Source organism: Clostridium sp. JNZ X4-2, assembly GCF_054889485.1.
The window spans coordinates 2908117-2927646 of record NZ_CM142685.1 but is presented as its reverse complement, the minus strand read 5'-3'; the positions used below and the strand labels follow the sequence as shown (position 1 = coordinate 2927646).

At 33.7% G+C, this 19530-nt stretch carries 14 protein-coding genes, 2 pseudogenes and 1 other annotated feature; all 16 genes and pseudogenes read left to right on the top strand.

Annotation, left to right across the window (positions count from 1 at the left end):
* The first annotated feature begins 77 nt into the window (after positions 1 to 77).
* The 16 genes and pseudogenes from ACYUJ6_RS14045 (at position 78) to ACYUJ6_RS13970 (ending at position 19507) form a co-directional block, all read left to right on the top strand.
* On the top strand, positions 78 to 2300 hold the full coding sequence (locus ACYUJ6_RS14045; protein ID WP_461843336.1) for an efflux RND transporter permease subunit: 2223 nt from the start codon (positions 78 to 80) through the stop codon (positions 2298 to 2300).
* On the top strand, positions 2290 to 4476 hold the full coding sequence (locus ACYUJ6_RS14040; protein WP_461843335.1) for a hypothetical protein: 2187 nt from the start codon (positions 2290 to 2292) through the stop codon (positions 4474 to 4476). The genes ACYUJ6_RS14045 and ACYUJ6_RS14040 overlap by 11 nt, the downstream gene beginning before the upstream one ends.
* A 319-nt stretch (positions 4477 to 4795) precedes the next feature.
* Positions 4796 to 5067, top strand: a binding site (T-box leader).
* A 219-nt stretch (positions 5068 to 5286) separates the two neighbouring features.
* The gene (locus ACYUJ6_RS14035) at positions 5287 to 6609 is read left to right on the top strand and encodes an MFS transporter (RefSeq protein ID WP_106008561.1); all 1323 of its coding nucleotides are present in this window, start codon (positions 5287 to 5289) and stop codon (positions 6607 to 6609) included.
* Between the two features lie 192 nt (positions 6610 to 6801).
* Positions 6802 to 7632, top strand: coding sequence for a methyl-accepting chemotaxis protein (locus tag ACYUJ6_RS14030; RefSeq protein WP_434735236.1), 831 nt, complete (start codon positions 6802 to 6804; stop codon positions 7630 to 7632).
* A gap of 449 nt (positions 7633 to 8081) precedes the next feature.
* Entirely contained in the window at positions 8082 to 9764 is a 1683-nt protein-coding gene (locus tag ACYUJ6_RS14025; RefSeq protein ID WP_461843334.1) for an SWIM zinc finger family protein, read from the top strand.
* A gap of 237 nt (positions 9765 to 10001) precedes the next feature.
* Entirely contained in the window at positions 10002 to 10589 is a 588-nt protein-coding gene (locus tag ACYUJ6_RS14020) for a GGDEF domain-containing protein (RefSeq protein WP_106008559.1), read from the top strand.
* Between the two features lie 59 nt (positions 10590 to 10648).
* Positions 10649 to 11638 carry a helix-turn-helix transcriptional regulator gene (locus ACYUJ6_RS14015; RefSeq protein ID WP_461843333.1) on the top strand — a complete coding sequence of 330 codons (990 nt, stop codon included), beginning with the start codon at positions 10649 to 10651 and terminating at the stop codon, positions 11636 to 11638.
* Between the two features lie 43 nt (positions 11639 to 11681).
* A pseudogene (locus ACYUJ6_RS14010) lies at positions 11682 to 12098 on the top strand (GTP pyrophosphokinase); the annotation flags it as partial.
* Positions 12099 to 12316: 218 nt separating this feature from the next.
* The gene (locus ACYUJ6_RS14005) at positions 12317 to 12994 is read left to right on the top strand and encodes a GIY-YIG nuclease family protein (protein ID WP_461843332.1); all 678 of its coding nucleotides are present in this window, start codon (positions 12317 to 12319) and stop codon (positions 12992 to 12994) included.
* Between the two features lie 106 nt (positions 12995 to 13100).
* The gene (locus ACYUJ6_RS14000) at positions 13101 to 13496 is read left to right on the top strand and encodes a TM2 domain-containing protein (protein ID WP_461843331.1); all 396 of its coding nucleotides are present in this window, start codon (positions 13101 to 13103) and stop codon (positions 13494 to 13496) included.
* Positions 13497 to 13708: 212 nt separating this feature from the next.
* Positions 13709 to 14875 (top strand): phospholipase D family protein, encoded by a 1167-nt coding sequence (locus tag ACYUJ6_RS13995; RefSeq protein ID WP_461843330.1) that lies wholly within the window; start codon positions 13709 to 13711, stop codon positions 14873 to 14875.
* Between the two features lie 54 nt (positions 14876 to 14929).
* Complete coding sequence (locus ACYUJ6_RS13990) at positions 14930 to 15139, top strand: hypothetical protein (protein ID WP_461843329.1); 210 nt, start codon at positions 14930 to 14932, stop codon at positions 15137 to 15139.
* Positions 15140 to 15180: 41 nt separating this feature from the next.
* Positions 15181 to 15249: pseudogene (locus ACYUJ6_RS13985) on the top strand (CPCC family cysteine-rich protein); the annotation flags it as partial.
* Between the two features lie 757 nt (positions 15250 to 16006).
* Positions 16007 to 16600 (top strand): helix-turn-helix domain-containing protein, encoded by a 594-nt coding sequence (locus ACYUJ6_RS13980; protein ID WP_461843328.1) that lies wholly within the window; start codon positions 16007 to 16009, stop codon positions 16598 to 16600.
* 44 nt (positions 16601 to 16644) lie between these two features.
* Entirely contained in the window at positions 16645 to 18162 is a 1518-nt protein-coding gene (locus ACYUJ6_RS13975) for a class I SAM-dependent DNA methyltransferase (RefSeq protein ID WP_461843327.1), read from the top strand.
* The gene (locus ACYUJ6_RS13970) at positions 18152 to 19507 is read left to right on the top strand and encodes a restriction endonuclease subunit S (protein WP_461843326.1); all 1356 of its coding nucleotides are present in this window, start codon (positions 18152 to 18154) and stop codon (positions 19505 to 19507) included. Before ACYUJ6_RS13975 ends, ACYUJ6_RS13970 begins: the two co-directional genes overlap by 11 nt.
* The last annotated feature ends 23 nt before the right edge of the window (positions 19508 to 19530 follow it).

Sequence of the window (19530 nt, the reverse complement as noted above, 5' to 3'; positions counted from 1 at the left end):
TTTATATGATGTTCGTGCATATGACTTTATCGTATATTTTGGAAGAAATGCATAAGAAATGGAGAGGTAGAAACTTGATGAAAAATAGAATAAAAATTAAACCATCCGATTTAGTAATAAGTTTTATCGTAAATAGAAGCAAATATATCGAAATATTTTTCGCTGTGGTGGTTGCAATAAGCATGTTTTTATATCCATTTGTGAAAGTAAATTATGATTTGACCAAATATCTTCCTGATACGGCGGCATCCAAAGCCGGTTTGAATCTTATGAAGAAAGAGTTTGGCTATCCCGGCACCGCACGTATTATGATCAAAAATGTATCCTTGTATCAAGCAAAGCTGTATAAGCAGGAGATAGAAGCAGTGGATGGCGTAGATACGGTTTTTTGGGCAGATACAACAGATGATATTAAAAAGTATACTGACATATATACTTCTGATACATTTATAAAAGCTGAAAACATCCAGGATTATTATAAAGACAATTGTTCAGTGATGGACATTTCTTTTATTTCAGGAGATTCAGATACAAGAACATCGAAAGCACTGGATAAGATTCAGAAGATTATAGGGGATAAGGGCAGCTTTACAGGACCAGCTGTTCAAAATAAATCTTTGAACGAGAGTCTGAATAGGGAAATGAAAAGCGCTACGGTAATTGTAGTTGGTGTTGTGGCATTGGTATTGATTCTGACAACAACAGCATGGCTGGAGCCCTTGTTGTTTCTTCTGGTAATGGGGATTGCTATCGTGATAAATATGGGAACAAACGTGTTTCTGGGAGAAATATCATTTATGACGGCAAGTGTGGCACCTGTTCTGCAGATGGCAGTTGCAATGGACTATTCTATTTTCCTGATGCATGCGTTCAGCAGAGAAAAAGATGAGGGTAAAGAGCCCAAAGAAGCCATTAGGATTGCCATACGACAATCCGCATCCTCTGTTGTTGCCTGCGGTATGGCAACTATTATCGGTTTTTTAGCGCTGACCATTATGAAGTTCTCTATAGGTTATGACCTGGGTATTGTTCTGGCAAAGGGAATTTTTATCAGCCTGCTGACTGTTTTATTTTTGATGCCTTCCATGATTATACGCAGCCAAAATATGATTCAAAAAACTGCACATCGTAAACTGATAAAGCTTCCTAAAAACCTAGCCAAAGGTATTTTCAAGGTCAAATATGTGGCGCTTGGACTTGCAATATTTTTGGCGGTGCCCTGTTTTATTGCAAAAGACATGAACAGCTTTCTTTTCGGAAACTCGGCGGTGGGTGCAGGAGAAGGAACTCAGGTTTATAAAGATGAGCAGGAGATTGACAGGATTTTTGGAAGAAGCAATATGCTTATGGCATTGATACCCGATGATTCCAACATAAAAGAGAAACAATTGTCCGATGAGCTGGGGAAACTCAGTTATGTGAAAAAGGTGACTTCACTGGAAAATACGCTGCCGGAAGGTATACCGGAAAGTATTATTCCAAATCAAATTACTACACAATTTCACTCAGGCAAATATGCCCGGATACTAGTTTATATAAGGACACGGGAAGAAAGTTCTGCGGCATTTAGATATTCTGATGAGATCAAGGCCATCGTTCAAAAGTATTATCCGCAGCATTCATTTTTAATCGGAGCCACGCCTTTTACACAGGATATCAAAACTATCATCACCAGGGATTATACCTTTGTAGACAAGCTTTCTCTACTTGGAGTGGTAGTTGTGGCAGTGCTTGCTTTCCGATCACTGTTGCTCCCCATTCTGCTGGTAATACCCATTGAAATAGCTATTTTTTTCAATATGGCAATACCTTATTTCATGGGAGAAAACATGATCTTCATGGGTTATATTATCGTCAGCTGTATCCAATTGGCTGCAACCGTGGACTATGCGATATTGATGACCAACTACTATTTGGAATATCGAATGCGTTTGGATAGAAAACAGGCTATTATGGAAACTATTTGGGCAGCGGTTCCACCTATTATGAATTCTGGAATAATTCTGTCCTTTGCAGGATATACACTTTATTTCACTTCCAGCATTGCGGCCATTGGTGCTATGGGTCATCTTATCGGACGTGGAGCACTGCTGAGCATTGCAATGGTAGTTATACTGCTGCCGGCACTTTTGTATATTTTTGATTCACCAATCTACAGGCATATTTCCAGAAGAAAGCAGCTAAAGGACAAAATCAAGAAAAAACTTGCAGATAAGCTGCAATTGGGTGAAGTGTGTCCTAAGACAATAGATGATGATAAATCTGCTAAAAGTTTGGAGGGATTGAAGGATGAAAATTAGAAAAAAAATTATATCAAGTATGTTAATATTGCTGATTTTGATTGGAACTATGTCCAGCACGGCAATGGCGTCAGCACCGGGAGTCTCGGTGGATGAATCCGCTTATGTAAATCTGAATTACTATGGTACACCCACCAATATAAATATAGTAAAAAGCTTAAGCTTAAACGGAAACAAGCAATTTACAGACTATGGCGAGTATGAAAAGGTAACTAATATGTCCAATAATACTGCTCCGACGGTGAAGGATGGATCGATCAGCTGGAATTTGAACAATTACGATGGAAAATTTTATTATGAATGCACCCCGAAAAAAGGAACTGTGGTTTTACCCTGGAACGTGGATGTGTCCTATTCTCTTAACGGTACTCCCATAGATGCCTCCAAGCTGGCGGGTGCGTCCGGATTAATTCAGATTGATGTAAAAGTAACGCCAAATACCAAGGCAAATATGTATTATAGAAACAATATGCTTTTGCAGATGCAGACCATAGTGGATATGTCAAAGGCATCCAGTGTGGATGCACCGGGGGCACAGGTCCAGACCATAGGCAATAAAAAAATTGTCATATTTGCTGCACTTCCGGGAGAGAAAGATACATTTACTCTCCGTATCGGTACAAACAGTTTTGAGACTGATGGTATTCTGCTGACCATGGTGCCAGGAACCTTAAAACAGATGCAGGATGTGAAAGATCTCAAAGATGACATTGATACATTCAGAGATTCTCTGAATTCTATCTACGACAGTACGAATACTCTTTTACAGACAACTGAAAATATGCAAAGCGGTCTGTCACAGGCTCAGTCTGGTTTATCCTCACTGGATCGTGCCAACAGCAACATAAGTGCCTCCAAGGACAGCTCTTTTGCCAAATCAGAAACAGCATTGGCGGATTTGTCAGAGATCACGGCCAATACGGCAGCAATGATCCCTCATATTAGTGAAGGGGAGAATGCTATTGAAGACTTGAACTATGATTTGAATGCAATGACAAAAACCATTGAAGGCTCAAAAACTGAGATAGAGCAATATAAGACTTCCATTAAAAATGTACAGGATGATATCACGGCACTGCGTGCTGTTGTAAAAGATGTAAACAGCAAATCCGATGAAAGAGATGAGCTGCTGCAGCGTACCAAGTCAGATATAGAGGACATGCAAACAGATTTGGACAATTTGAGCGACAGCTCTGCTGACCTTAGCAGAAAATTGAGTACAATTGGCTCTGACATATCCACGTTATCAAATGCCATGAAAAATGTAGAGTCGGAGTTTTCAGAGTTTTACGGGAAATACTCACAAATTATTGAGTCTAATGAAACACTGAAGACATTGTGCGACAGCATACAGAAAATGCTCTCATATGTTGACTCAACGCTCTCAGATCTTACTGAGGCATGTGATTCTGCCAGCGAACTGCTGAGTGTAACATCTGATATATCTGAAAATGGGAAAGATTATCTAAGTACTGCCAATAAAAGCATATCTTTGATAGAAGATTATTTTAAAGATTTTGATAAGGCAAGTAAAGTTACAGATGATATGCTGGGTGAGCAGAAGCAGATATTGTCAACCACCAGCAGTATGTTGACAAAAGGTGAGACGCTTATTGACAATGTTTCAGCAATCAATGATACAGCCAATAAGTACGAAAGTAGTTCTGTAAAGGCGTTACAGGACACGGGAACTCTTTTGGAAAGCATGGTGAAAGGTCTTAATAGTTCACAGGATTTTCTGAGTGATTTTGAATCTACGCTTAAAAACAACAGCGGTGATATCAGCCAGGGCAGCAGTGATATGCTCAAGGGTCTCATAAATGTATTGAAGCAGAGCCTTGAGGGAATTAAAACTACACCTACCATGCGGAAGGCAAATGATTCTATTAAGTCCACCACAGACAAGGAAATCGATAAATTTGAGAATGAGAACAGACTTCTGTACCTAGATCCGAAAGCAGAATTAATCTCATTTACTTCCAGTAAAAACCCTTCACCCAAGAGCATCCAGGTGATCATGAGAACACAGGAAATCAACAAGGACAGTGACAACAGAGACAATATTGCAAATGCAGATTCGGACGGAAAAGACGAGGGTGTACTTTACAGAATTGCTCGTGTATTTGTTCAGTTAAAGCAGGCTGTGGTATCAATTTTTTCAAATATCAACAAGTAAATATACCGAAACTGGAATTTGGTCAAGGCGTCAAGTGACAGGAAATACCCGGGATTCACATAATTTAATATATTTAAAGATTTATTTTTGAGCTTGTTCAGGTGGCTTGTAATAGCCATTTTAAATAAGCTCTTTTTTATAGCTTTACAGAAAGATTTTATTTATGACAGACTGCTGTCAGGTTAAAAATGATATAATGGCTGTATATCAAAAATTACTGAAAAAATCTTTTCATGAAGGCGTGTTTAAGACCAGAAAAAAAGCTTGAAAAAAATTTGACAAGCTTGAAAAAAAATAATATACTTAATGACATAAAATAATATAGACTATGATGGAGAAACAAATATTTGCTGTATTAACTTAAGAGAGCCGGCGTTTGGTGTGAGCTGGTGTTAACAAAATATTGAAATCACTCCGGAGTTTCCAAGTAGAAAGGTTTTTGCCAAGTAAACGGAGACGTGTACCAGCGATATATGGTTAGGGTTTGCATTAAATAAAATTTTTATTTGAAGCTGACCTGAATTGAGAGGCAGTTAGTTTATCTGATTGCAAATAAGGCGGTACCGCGGAGATAGATCTTTCGTCCTTATGAACATATGAAATGTGTTTATAAGGATGAAAGATTTTTTTATTCATTAAAATATAGGTAAATAAGAAAGGAGGATAGTTTTTATTTGAACACTGCAGCTTTATTATAAAATTCAAAGTACAAATAATTAGGATTTTCGGTTAAGGCTGAAAATCAAGCAATATTGAAAATTGGGGCAAATTGAAATGATTGTACAGAAGTAAAAAAGGGGGCTCATATATATGAATACTAATAGCAGTGTCACTAAAAGAAAATATTTGAATGTTGTTTTACCTTTGTTCATCGGCTCCATGCTGGCATATATTGACAGGCTGAATATATCATATGCTGCTTTGACCATGAACAAGGATTTGGGATTTAATGCCCAGATTTTTGGAATGGGTGCAGGTATTTTATTTTTTGGATATGTGGTGTTTGAAGTACCGGGCACCGTGTTTGCGGAAAAGCGAAGTCCAAGCAGGTGGGTTGTCAGGATTATGCTTACCTGGGGTATTGTTACCAGTCTTATGGGATTTGTGCATACGGAAATTCAATTTTATATTGTTCGTTTCTTGGTAGGGGCTGCAGAGGCGAGTTTTTATCCAGTTTGTTATTCGGCCATTGTGCCTCGCTGGTTTAATGCAAAGGAGAGGCCCAAGGCACTTTCGGTTTTATTGACTTCTATGCTTGTTTCAAGTATTATCGGTTCTCCTTTGGCAGGAGTAATCCTTAATGTTAAAGCTTTTGGTTTTGAGGGCTGGCAGATGCTGTTCCTCATGGAAGGGTCAATGGCCTTCATATTTGGAATAATTCTTATTTTCTGGCTGAAGGATTGGCCTGAAGATGTCAATTGGCTGACTGCTCAAGAGAAAAAGAAGATAAGAGCAGATTACGAAAAAGAGATTGCCGTGAAGAATTCCATAAAAAAATATACCTTATGGGAAGCATTGAAGGATAAAACAGTACTTAAATTATGTTTTATATATTTTATGTGGGTTACCGGATTCTGGGGATTTGGTTTCTGGCTGCCTACGGTTTTAAAGTCAGTATCCGGGCTGAGTAATTCCAGTGTGAGCTGGTTGATTATAATACCTATGTCTGCAGCGCTTGCTGGTTTTATATTTAATGGTAATTCCAGCTCCAGGACCGGGGAAACAAAATGGCATATAGCTCTTCCACTTTTCATTGGAGCTGCTGGTATGGCTTTTGGAACCATGGTTTCCAATCCGGTATTAAGTTTCATATTTACCTGTGTCACTGCTATAGGTGTGTATGTGGGAATGGGAGTCTGGTGGAGTGTACCCATATCCTTTTTATCCGGACCGGCAGCAGCTGGTGCCACTGGTTTGATCAATTCAGTAGGAAATATGGGAGGATGGGTTGGACCATATTTTGTGGGATTTATTAAAAATAGTACAGGATCTTATACGACTGCATACATTTGTTTGTCTGTATCATTGATAATTTCAGGACTTGTGATGCTGACACTCAAGAAAAAAGTTGACGTTGATGAATTGTCAGGTCAACAGGACAAGGATGATTTAGATAAAATTAAAGTGGGATAATAAAAAAATAGATTGGTCAATAATAAGCATGTCAAAAGTACTCTTAAAAAAGAATATTTTTGGCATGCTTATTATTGATAATGTTGCTGATATATAAATGCAGACAATAAAAGCTCGATACCTATAATAGTGGTTGTCCAAAAGAGAAGCAATTTTACAACAATCAAAACTTAAAATATAGTTAGAAGGGAAATGAGTATTATGAGTGAAGAAATTTTAGAACCTTTTTTGCAAGTCATGCCTGTTTTAAAAGAAATATTGCAGGAAGATGTTTTTGCTGCTGTTGCAGATACTTCAAAATTCTTATATTATAGACCCGGTGACAACATTGATGCAAAGATAAAAGTGGGCAGCAAAGTTCCAGTTGAGGACTTATTGTATAAAACGCTTAAAGAAGGGAAGGGATACAGTGCAGTTGTTCCAAAGGAAATATTCGGAACACCATTTAGAGGTGTCACATATCCTGTTAAAAATTCAGATGGCGATGTCATAGGTGCTGTTGGCGTTGGAAGAAGTTTAGATAAGCAGATGAAATTGGAAGAATCAGCGGATACATTGTTTTCTGGTCTAGAAGAAACCGGTGCAGGTATTGAAGAAATTAATTCCGGCTCTGAAAAAATGAATCAAATGATATGTAACATGTCCGAAATTACAAGACAGGCAGAGAAGCAAATAGAAGAAAGTAATGAAATAATAAGCATGATACAAAATATAGCGTCACAGTCAAATTTATTGGGACTTAATGCAGCAATAGAAGCGGCCAGATCCGGAGAACAGGGGAAGGGATTTGCAGTAGTTGCAAGTGAAATGAGGAAACTGGCCCAATTAAGCGGTGAATCCTCAAAAAAGGTTTCAAGGGCATTATCGGAAATAAGTAATAATATAAAAAATATATTTGAGACAGTCAATCAAGTTAAATCTGTTTCAGAAAAGCAGGTGACTTCAATGAAAGAAATTACTTCCACATTGGAAGAGATCACCGCAAGTGCACAGACAATGACTGAAATTTCCAAAGTAGAGTGAATTTAGGAAGCTTTTGTGAATGCTGCCGGATTCTAGGAATAGAAAGAGTATGGTATGAACAGGCAGACACGAGAATTTTGTGAGAATATTTTAACGTATTTCAATTATACCACTGAAGTCTATATACAATTGTATAGGCTTTTTTATATTTAGCAAATAAAAATTCATCTTTATAGGGTATTATATGAAATAAGTGCTATGCAAGGCAGTAAGTGAATTATTGTGAAGGCAAGTAGACTTATTGGTAATTCAAATTAAAGGAATCTTATTGCAAAAGGTGATTGATGGTATGCAGTACTTCATAAAGCTTTTCTACATGAAAAGTCAATACCTGGAATTGGTATGAAAGTAAAAGAGAAAGTGGAATAGTATCCATATTTTAATGATAAATGGTAAAAAGACTTTAATACGAATAATAAATAGAATTTTTAAAGAATGGGGAATAGAATGTGAACATAAATGATTTTGAGAAGCACATAGGTAAAACAATTTTAGACAGGGGATATGATTATTATAACATTGGAAACATAGTCGAATTCCATAAAAACGGGAATAGTGAATATGTTTTTCTTGTAGAAGGAAGCGAAAAATACCGGGTAGATATAAAAATAGATGAAGGTGGAGATATACTGTATTCAAATTGCGACTGTCCTTATGATTTTGGACCTGTATGCAAACATCAAGCTGCAGCTTATTTCAAGCTGAATGAGATATTAAATGGAAAATCAACTGATAAATTCAAGAAATATGAAATAGTACGCAAACCTGCAGTAAAAAAAATGTTGGAAAACTTTTCAAAAGAAAAGTTGATGGATATTATAGAAGATATAGTTGAGGATGATGATAATTTAAAGAACAAAATAGTTTTTAAATATTCACCGGTCGATAAAAAACAGGAAATCAGCAGATGTAAAAAACTTATGAATTCGATAGTACGAAAATACAAGGGAAGAGATGGTTTTATTTCCTACATAGAGGCCTGTGATTTTGCCAGCGAAATGGAGGTTATACTGAAAAGAATAAAAGAAATATGTGAAATTGGCAATGATCCTCTGATTTCATTAGATATTGCCCTTATGATTCTGCGTGAATCCGTGAAAGCTTTCCAATATGCAGATGATTCAGATGGAGATATAGGAATGCTTGTGTCGGAGACAATAGAAACTATAGGTAAAATTGCACGTTTTTCTAAAGATATAGATACAAGAAGAAAAACATTTAAAAAATTACTGAAAGAAGCTGAAAATAATATTTTTGATGGCTGGGATGATTATAGGATTAATTTGATTCAAATCTGTTCCGAGTTTGCAGATAATGAGGAATTTAGGAATCAACTCAAAATCAAAATAGAGGATCTGCTCAACAGCATGTCCCATAATAGCTGCAATGAATATGGGGTTGAAAGAATACTGTTGATACTGTTTGATATTATAGATAAATATGGTACTAAAGAAGAATCTGAAAAGTTTATAGAGAAAAATATTGGATTTTCATCTTTCAGAAGGATACTTATAGGCAGGTTCATGAAAGCAGGAAACTATTCAAGAGTTATAGAACTGGCACTTGAAGGTGAAAAGCAGGACAAAAATTATGCTGGATTAGTATTGGAATGGAAAGAGATAAGATACAGGGCCTATAAAAAACTTTCATTGAAGGAAAAACAGGAGAAACTGGCAAAAGAGCTATTATTTGATGGTAGGTCTGAATACTATGAGGAGCTTAAAAAGTTAAATAGCGGAAATTACAAAAACTTTTATAATAATATCAAGAGAGAAATAAAAAACTGTAAAAACTGGCAGGCAAAAAATGTTTTTCTTGAACTTATAGTTCAAGAAAAAGATATTGATGAATTGATGAAATATGCTAGAGAAAATCCATCCAGTATAGAAAAATATGCTTACTTGCTGATTGATAAACACAGAGAAGAGGTTATAAAATTATATGAAAAAAATATCAGGGAAAGTGCAAGAGAAGCATCAAACAGGGTGCAGTACAAAAGAGTTTGTAAAATTATAAAGAGATATAAAAAGATAGCCGGTAGGGAAAAGACAAAAGAAATTATAAATGTGCTGGGTGCTATCTACAGGAGACGACCGGCATTTCTTGATGAAATGGGAAAGATCAAATGCTGATGATCTTGATGAAGATGAAAATCAGTTTTTAAGAACTTTTGGAGATAGAAGAGCTTTTGAAAATTGAAGCAGACTTTTCTAAAATAAAACCAAAATAAGGGTCAGTTAAAGTGATTTTATCTGCTTTAACTGTTTTTTTATTTTTTGTCAAAAACTTTTATCGTTACTGACAGTCCATGTCATTGTAGTTGTATATAATAAAAATATAGAATACAAACATTAAAGGCGGGGTATTGTGTGGATTATGAGGATATGGACAGGGAAACGCTTATCAGGATTTTACGGGAAAAGGACACTGTGCTCGAAAAATTGTATATGGAAAGGGAAAAATTGAATTACTATGCAAGTACAGATGCTATGACTGGAGTGTTGAACAGAAGATCAGGTCTGGAGATGCTGAATAAAGAACTTAATTTGTCAAGGATAGGCAATAAAAATCTTGTTGTCTGCTTTGTTGATGTAGATGGATTAAAAATAGTAAACGATAACTTTGGACATCAGGAAGGCGATAAGCTTTTGATAAATACAGCTAAAATACTGAAAGACAGTATTAGAAAAACTGATTTTGTAATTAGAATGGGCGGGGATGAATTTCTAGTGATATTTCCAGGCGCTGCAATGGAGGAAGTTCATAAAATTTGGCATAGAATTGAGGAAAAATTAAAGGAATACAATGAGAATAATGAAAATTATAATTTTAGCTTGAGCTGTGGATTTTGTGAGTGCAGGAAAGGAATGCAGTGTGGAATGTCTGTGGAGGATTTAATAAAAAATGCGGATTTTGAAATGTATAAGAAAAAATTGCAAAAAAAGAAGGAATTATAAATATATATGTATAATTAGTTAATAAAATGTTAACAAAATATAAGGAAGGGCACATATATATGGAGAGATTTAAAGCAGATGTAGTACTGTCTATATACAATCAATTAAAAGAAGGAAAAGTGATTTTAAAGAATGATGTAATAGATAAATTCAATATCAATGAAAGAACTTTTTACAGATATATAAAAGACATAAAGAAATTTGTAGAAGACCAATCTGATGGCGAGCTAATGGGAGAAGAAATTGTATCAGACAGAGAAAAAGGCGGATATATCTTAAAAGGCGGGCAGGAGAAAAATCTAAGCGAAAAAGAAATACTGGCAGTTTCCAAGGTGCTTTTAGAGAGCAGAGGTTTTATAAAAGCGGAAATAAAAGATATAATTTACAAACTTCTTGATAATTGCATATCTAAGGACAGGGAGAATATCAAATACATTATAGGCAACGAGCTCATGAATTATGTTCCTCCAAAACATGGGAAAAAGCTTTTGGATAAGCTTTGGAAAATAAGTGCTGCAATAAAAGATAAAAATATACTGGAAATTGGGTATTTCAAAATCGGCACAGGAGGAAAGGTAGAGGAGGAGACTTCAAAAAGGACCTTGTATCCTCAGGGTCTGTTGTTTTCTGAATACTATTTTTATCTTATAGCTTTAATAGAAGGTAAAAGTTATGAATATCCTGCCATCTACAGGGTGGATAGAATTGAAAAACTAATTGTTACAGACAGGAAATACAAGGTGGATTACAGCAAAAGATTTAAAGACGGGGAGTTCAGAAAGTTAATCCAGTTCATGCAGGCAGGGGAGCTGGAAAGAGTGAGATTCAGGTATACAGGCAGATCTATAGAAGCAGTTTTAGACAAACTGCCTAATGCCAGAATAGTAGAAGAAAAAAAGGGTGAGTATATGGTGGAAGCCAGGGTATTCGGAAAGGGAATAAAGATGTGGCTTTTGAGCCAGGGAGATTCTGTGGAGGTCTTGAGCTCGGATAGATTCAGAGAGGATATGATAGAGACTATAGGCAGAATGAGGGAAAGGTACAGGTGAACTTTTTATATAGTGTAAGTAAAGTAAGTAAGGAGGGAATATTATGCTGGACAAGGCAATTCTAATAGCTGCAAAGGCCCATGAGGGTCAGGTTGACAAAGGCGGTGAGCCATATATACTGCATCCTCTGCGGGTGATGTTTTCAAGAAGAAGTGAAGCTGAGAGAATATGTGCAGTGCTTCACGATGTAGTAGAAGACACTGATATATCGCTGGACTACCTGAGAGATCAGGGATTTTCCGAGGAAGTACTGTCTGCACTGGATGCTCTCACCAGGCGATATGGCGAAACCTATGATGAATACATAGGCAGGATTGTAAAAAATAAAACAGCCGGTCATGTAAAAATGTGTGATCTATTCGATAATATGGACTTGTCGAGGATAAAAAATCCTTCAGATGCAGATCGCGAGAGGGTGAAAAAATACCGTAAAGCTGCAGATAGAATATCTGATGCACTTGATCAGAATGAGGATGGAGAATTTATATGTACCAGGGAAATTGAAATAGATGGCTGTGTATCGGTGCCGGAAAACTGTTCAGAAGATGAATTCTGGGATAAGTTTATAGATTTTATTGAGAGAAATTACTGGTCTTTTTTCGGCGGCATAAATGAAATCAAGTGATTCTTGAGAATATGGAAAGGAGAAAATATATACATTATTAATAGGAGGTCATTATGTCTCATAAAAACTGTGCAGATGTAAATCCATTAAAAAAAATAAGATCTGACAAAGAAACGCTAAATCCCACAAAATTGAATAAAAGTTTTAATCAGTGTGGCAAGAATTTTATAGAAATAAAGCTAAAGTTTGAAAATACCGATATCAAAGATACATTTTCAAGATTTGGTACACATACATTAGGAGAAATTCTTACTGAAGATAAATATATGAAATTGAAAGATGAATGTTATCGAATATACAAAGAATATATGAATATGAAATTGGGTCTATTCCTTGCCAGGCTTAAACAAGATAATGATTTATTTTACAAAAAATTTCTTAATCCTTATGGTGATGAACTTTTCTGTAAATTTAAAATGGAACAAAATCCTCTGGAAAAATGTAAGGGAATTTATATGTATGTATGTAATGAAGAGATAAAGTATATAGGAAGGGTGAAAGGTAATTTTAATTTTTATAAGAGGATAAATTCTGGGTATGCTAGTATTTCTCCGAGAAATTGTTATATTGATGGTCAGGTGACCAACTGTCATATAAATTCTATAATCAACAATATAGGGAGTGAAGTTACATTTTATGTCATGCCTTTAGAAGATGATGAAGAAATATGTTCATTGGAAAGAAAGCTTATTAAAGAAAATCAGCCGGAATGGAATATTGCTCTTAAATAAATTTCTAAGTGGCATTGTGTAGAATACAACATTGTAAATGTTATAATAATTTATTTATAAATTATTATACAATATAAAAATTATATATAAATGGGGTGAAGATTGAATGTCTATAAAGGAAAAGGAACAGCTTACAGAAAAACAAATGTCCATACTTAACAGTGAAATGGACAAGCGAAAAAAAAGTGTTGGACTTTCGTATGTGTTATTTATTTTCTTTGGTTCTTTAGGTGTCCATAAGTTTTATTTAGGCAATAAAAAAATGGGTATCATTTATTTGGTATTAGGAATTTTTGGATGGATTGCCATTTTAACTGGTAGTATCTCAGCTATTTCAAGTGAAGGCGCTAGTGGAGGTGGAGCATCTATTATTGGCCTAATATGTATTATAGTACTGGCTATAATGCTTTTAGTTGATTTATTTACAATTCCAAAACAAGTCAGGAAAAAATATGAGGAAGAAGAACAAATAGTTATAGATAGTTTACTGGATAATAACTAATAATATAAGTTTTATTCTATATTTTTAAATTAAATGGGTCTGCTGCATAATTAATTATGTAACAGCTCATTTTTTAAAAATTTACATAGATAAATAACGATGAAAAGACATCAATTTGCGGTAAATGTTTTATTCAGAATTGTATTAATAGTTTCAATTATTACAGTATGGAATACAGTGATGAAAAAATAAAATAAGGAGAAGTCCATTTTATGATGAATGTAAAATTTTTGTATAATCATCATGGTATATCTAATTCAATTGGAGAAAGGTTGAAATATCTAATAAGTAAGACAAAAAATGAAGTTATAATTATGTCACCTTATATTTCAAACAACCCTTTAATAGATATGATTTATGACTTAAATGGAATAAAGTTAAGAGTGCTAACACGATTTTCTCTGGAAGATTTTTTAAATGATTCGTCAGATATAAATATAATTGATAGGTTAGTTAAAAATCCAAACTCAGAGGTAAGGTATTATTCTAATCTTCATGCTAAAATTTATATTATCGATAGGCAGAAAGCTATAGTAACTTCAGCTAATTTTACTCAAAATGGTATGTACAATAATTTAGAATATGGTGTTTTAATTGAAAATAATTTGGATGATATGCTGGAAGATATAAATAATTTATGGAATAAAGCCGGTGTAATAAATGATAAAAAAATGGCTTTAATACAAAATAAACTTGATGTTTTCAAGAAAAATAAGAATCAGATGTACGGTATAAGGAACCAAGTTATAAAGATCGATAAAAAAGTTGTAAAACAGAAGAAAAGTCATCAATATAAAGAAAAGAATCAGACTATGAGTGGTAAAAACTATGGACAAAAGGAGGATAAAAATCATTTAAATAAAATAAATGATAAAATTGTTTATAATATTTCAGAGTATAAAGCTTTAAATTTAATAATTAACGAATGTAATATGAAAAATTTTGAACAGAAGATTTTTGAAATTTATAATTTGATTAAAAATAATATACCTATAAGTGTAAGAAGCTTTTGTAAATTTAGATATAGAAAAAATAAAAGAGAAGTAGATGTAGCTATGAATATAATGAACTACAGGATTTTTCTTTTTCCATTTAAAAATAAGCCAATAGTTCAAATAATTTATCCTAAAATAAATATATATGATTTGAAATATATAATTCCGGAAGAACGATTAACAAATATTTCAGAAGAATGGATATTTAAAAATATTGAATGTTATATTCTCTATTTGAGTTTTGATGAAGTTCTGAAATTTAAAAAAGAAAATTGGAAATCATTTGCCAAAGCTTGTCTAATTGCCTATAATGGTAAAAAAACCAGAATGAGGGATTCAAACATGATAGTTGACTGGAATAATAATGAAAATGGTAATTTATGAAATAACATGGACTTGTCAAGGATAAAGAATCCTTTAGATGCAGATTACGAGAGGGTGAAAAAATACCGTAAAGCCGATGATAGGATATTCTATGCTCTTGACCAGAATGAAGATGGAGAGTTTATTAACACCAAGGAAATTGAAATAGATGGCTGCGTATCAGTGCCGGAAAATTGTTCAAAAGATGAATTCTGGGATAAGTTTATAGATTTCATTGAGAGAAATTACGGGTTTTTTGACGGCGGCATAAATGAACTGAAATGAGATTAAAATATTTGGGGAGATTGTAGTGGAAAAGGTATAGGTGTCCCTGCTGTGGAGCATTGTCGTTAGATGAAGAAAATGGCTGGGATATTTGTGGACTGTGTGACTGAGAGAGAGGATGATCCTCTTGATAAGAAAATTACAAGGAAACTATGTCGTAAAATAATCATGGTAACTAAGAAAAAATTAGCCTTTTCAGCAGTTTGGGAGATAAAGGTTTTTTTGAAAAATGAGACATGTTCTATTTGCAATTTTTGTCCAATAAATAGGACGATAAATAATTAAGGAGCATTTAGTAATGTGGAAAAAGTATAAAAAAGGTATAACTATTGGTAAAGTTGGTTTTGAAAATGGAGTTGTTGTAATTGATGAATCTTATGACGATGAATCATGAATAATACTTGAGCGTGATTGTGGTAATATACCATTTGCTATAACGATAGGCATCTATGGCCTGATGGTCCATATAGCTTTTGCTTCCAGTACTGGTGAAGCTGGGAAGAAATATTGTGAAATAAAAAAAGGTGTGAAAAAATTATTAGAGCACTGGAAAGACCAAGAAGATGAACTAGATGACTGGGTAGATGAATTTTATAATAAGTATTGATAATGATTAGATGAATTATAGGAGAAACTAAATATGAGATATATAAAAATAATTATTTCTATTTTTATATAAGATTGGGCATTTTGCCCTATTTTTTTGGCATTTTTTATACCTGCTTACACTGATGGAAAAGATGAGGTTTAAATCATACTTAACAAAATGATATAATTCTTATTAAAAAGATATTGACTGAGACAATAAAAAGAGGTAATATAATTGTATTGACTAAGACAATGAGGCCTAAGTTAGGTGGTGGTGGATTGATAGGATTAGAATATATCTTAGGACTTTACAATATGCAGCATATAGAACTTGCCAAAGAACTTGGATTGAAAAAACAAAATATTAATTTGTGGATAAAGGGCAGGCAGGGCATACCAAAAAAATATTTGTCCAGACTTGAAAAGATATTTGGAATTAGCAAGGAGTATTTTCCTAAAGAGTTAAATGAAATAGAAAAACTTGAAATTCAAAAAGAAAAATTGAAAAATGAATTAAACCCCGTAATTGAAAAATATGATAAACAGTTTATGGTAAAAGAGACCAACGGTATCTATAAAGTGCCCATCTATGATAAAGAAGAGATGAACAGGATTGGGAGAAAGATTGAAAAAGCAAAACTTGTTTCTAAATTTAAACAAGCTTTGGATGTAGTAGATGACAATCCATATATGGATACCTACAGGCTTATTACTGAATTGCTGAACAAAGCTCAGCAGGAAGTTGTTTTCCATAGAACCATCGAGGCACTGGCACATTACCTGGAGGTTCTTCCGGATAAAATAAATACTGATGAAAGCCAGGATGAATTTGAAAGTGAAATATTTGAGATCTTTGATGATTATAATTTTTAGATCAATTACTTAGTACAGAAGAATAACCAGGGAGGAATAAAACAATGTCAACAGGAAATATTGGATTTGAGGAAACACTGTGGAAGTCTGCGGATAAACTGAGAAGCAGCATGGATGCGGCAGAATACAAGCATGTGGTATTGGGGCTTATATTTTTAAAATATATTTCCGATAAATTTGAAACCAAGCATGAGGAACTTGTGGAAGAGGGAGAAGGTTTTGAAGAGGATAGAGATGAATATGAAGCAGAGAATATATTCTGGGTTCCCAAAGAAGCTAGATGGAATTATATAAAAGATAATGCTAAGAGTCCTAAGATAGGGCAATTAATTGATGATGCCATGATTTTAATAGAAAAAGAAAATGCTACACTTAAAGGTGTTTTAGATAAAAGATATGCAAGACCAGAACTTGATAAAAGAAGGCTTGGAGAGCTTATAGATTTAATTTCTATTATAAAGCTTCATAATAATGGTGAGAAGGATTTACTGGGAAGGGTGTATGAGTATTTTCTCGAAAAGTTTGCAGATGCAGAGGGAAAAGGCGGTGGAGAATTCTATACTCCAACTTCAGTTGTTAAAACATTAGTTGAAATGATAGAGCCATATCAGGGAAGAATATATGATCCTTGCTGCGGCAGCGGTGGTATGTTTGTTCAAAGTGAAAAATTTATTAAAGGACATCAGGGAAGAATCAATGACTTATCTATTTATGGTCAAGAGTTAAACTCTACTACATGGAAGCTCTGCAGAATGAATCTTGCCATAAGAGGTCTGGATGCAAATATAGGACCACATAATGATGATACTTTCCATAATGATCTCCATAAAACATTAAAAGCTGATTTTATTTTAGCCAATCCACCTTTCAATATAAGTGATTGGGGTGGTGATAAATTGACAGAAGATGTCAGGTGGAAATATGGTATCCCGCCTGAGGGAAATGCAAACTATGCGTGGCTTCAGCACATGGTGTATCATCTGGCTCCAAATGGCTGTGCAGGCATAGTTCTGGCAAATGGTTCACTAAGCTCGAATACTTCAAATGAGGGAGAAATAAGAAAAAATTTAGTTGAAGCACATCTGGTAGATGCAATAGTAGCATTACCGGATAAACTCTTTTATTCAGTAAGCATACCAGCTTCACTGTGGATATTAAACAAGAATAAAAAGAATAATACTGAATTTAGAAGCAGAGCAGATGAAATATTATTTATAGATGCAAGAAATCTAGGACAAATGATTGACAGAAGGCACAGGGAGCTGAGTGAAGAAGATATAAAAAAAATTGCAGATATCTACCACAATTACAGAAATATAGATGGAAAGTATGAGGACATTAAAGGTTTTTGTAAAGTAGCAAAGCTTGAAGAAGTGAGAGAAAATGAGTATGTATTGACCCCAGGAAGATATGTAGGAATAGAAGAAGTAGAAGATGATGGAATTCCTTTTGATGAAAAGATGGAGACTTTGACAAGTGAGCTGGGGGAATTGTTTGATAAATCCCACCGTTTAGAAGAGGAGATAAGGAAAAATCTAAGGGGGATTGGGTATGAGTTTTAATAATTTTAAACAAGCTGAATTCGGTAAATACCCAGTAGATTGGAGTATTAGTAATTTAGGAGAAATTATAACTGTACTTACAGATTATCATGCCAATGGTTCATATAAAAAATTGAAAGAAAATGTAGAACTATTAGATGAAGAAAATTATGCAATTATGATAAGAACAACAAATTTTGAACAAAATGCTTTCAATAAGCAAGATTTTAAGTATATAACAGAAAAGGCATATAATTTTTTAGAAAAAACAAAAGTATATCAGAATGATATATTAATGAATAAAATTGCAAATGCAGGCAGTGTTTATATTGTTCCAAATTTTAATAAACAAGTTTCACTTGCAATGAATTTATTTCTTATAAGAATGAATGAGAAAATTATTAATCAGAAATATGCATATTATTTTATGAAAAATCATGAAAAATATATAAAAAGTAGGGCTCAAGGAAGTGTTACTAAAACAATAACTAAACATAATGTAAGAAAACTTGAAATAGCATATCCAAATATAAAGGAACAAGAAAAAATAGTAAAAATAATTTACGACCTTGAAAATAAAATAGAAATTAACAATCAAATCAACAAAAACCTGGAACAAATAGCACAAACTATATTCAAACACTGGTTTGTGGACTTTGAGTTTCCTAATAAAGAAGGGAAGCCTTATAAATCAAGTGGTGGACAGATGGTTGAAAGTAAACTGGGAATGATTCCTAAGGACTGGAAAGTTGTTCAATTAGGACAATTAGTTAATACTTATAATGGATATTCATATAAAGGGAAAGAACTCTTAAAGTCAAAAGATGCTATGGTTACAATAAAAAATTTTGATAGAAATGGTAATTATAAATTAGATGGACTAAAAGAAATTGTTATTTCTGATAGGGTGAAACAACATCATTATGTAAATATAAATGATGTAATAGTTGCACATACTGACTTAACTCAAAAAGCTGAAATCATAGGAAATCCTATAATGATATTTACAAAAGGGAAGTATGATAAAATAATTATGTCAATGGATACAGTAAAAGTTATACCTAAATTTAAAGAATATAATAATTGCTTAATTTATTTTGTATTGAAGGATTATAGATTTAAAAAATATGCACTAGGATATGTTAGTGGGACTACAGTATTACACTTATCTAAAAGTACAATACTAAAATACAAAATAGCAATTTCTCATAATAAAAATGTAGAAAAGCAGTTAGGTGATATATTTTCAGCAATAATGTCAAAAGTATCTAACAATTATAAAGAAAATGAAAGACTTACTAAAATAAGAGACATATTACTTCCTAAACTAATGTCAGGTGAAATAAGAGTACCGTTAGATAATTAAGAATGTAGAATTAAGAGTTGGGT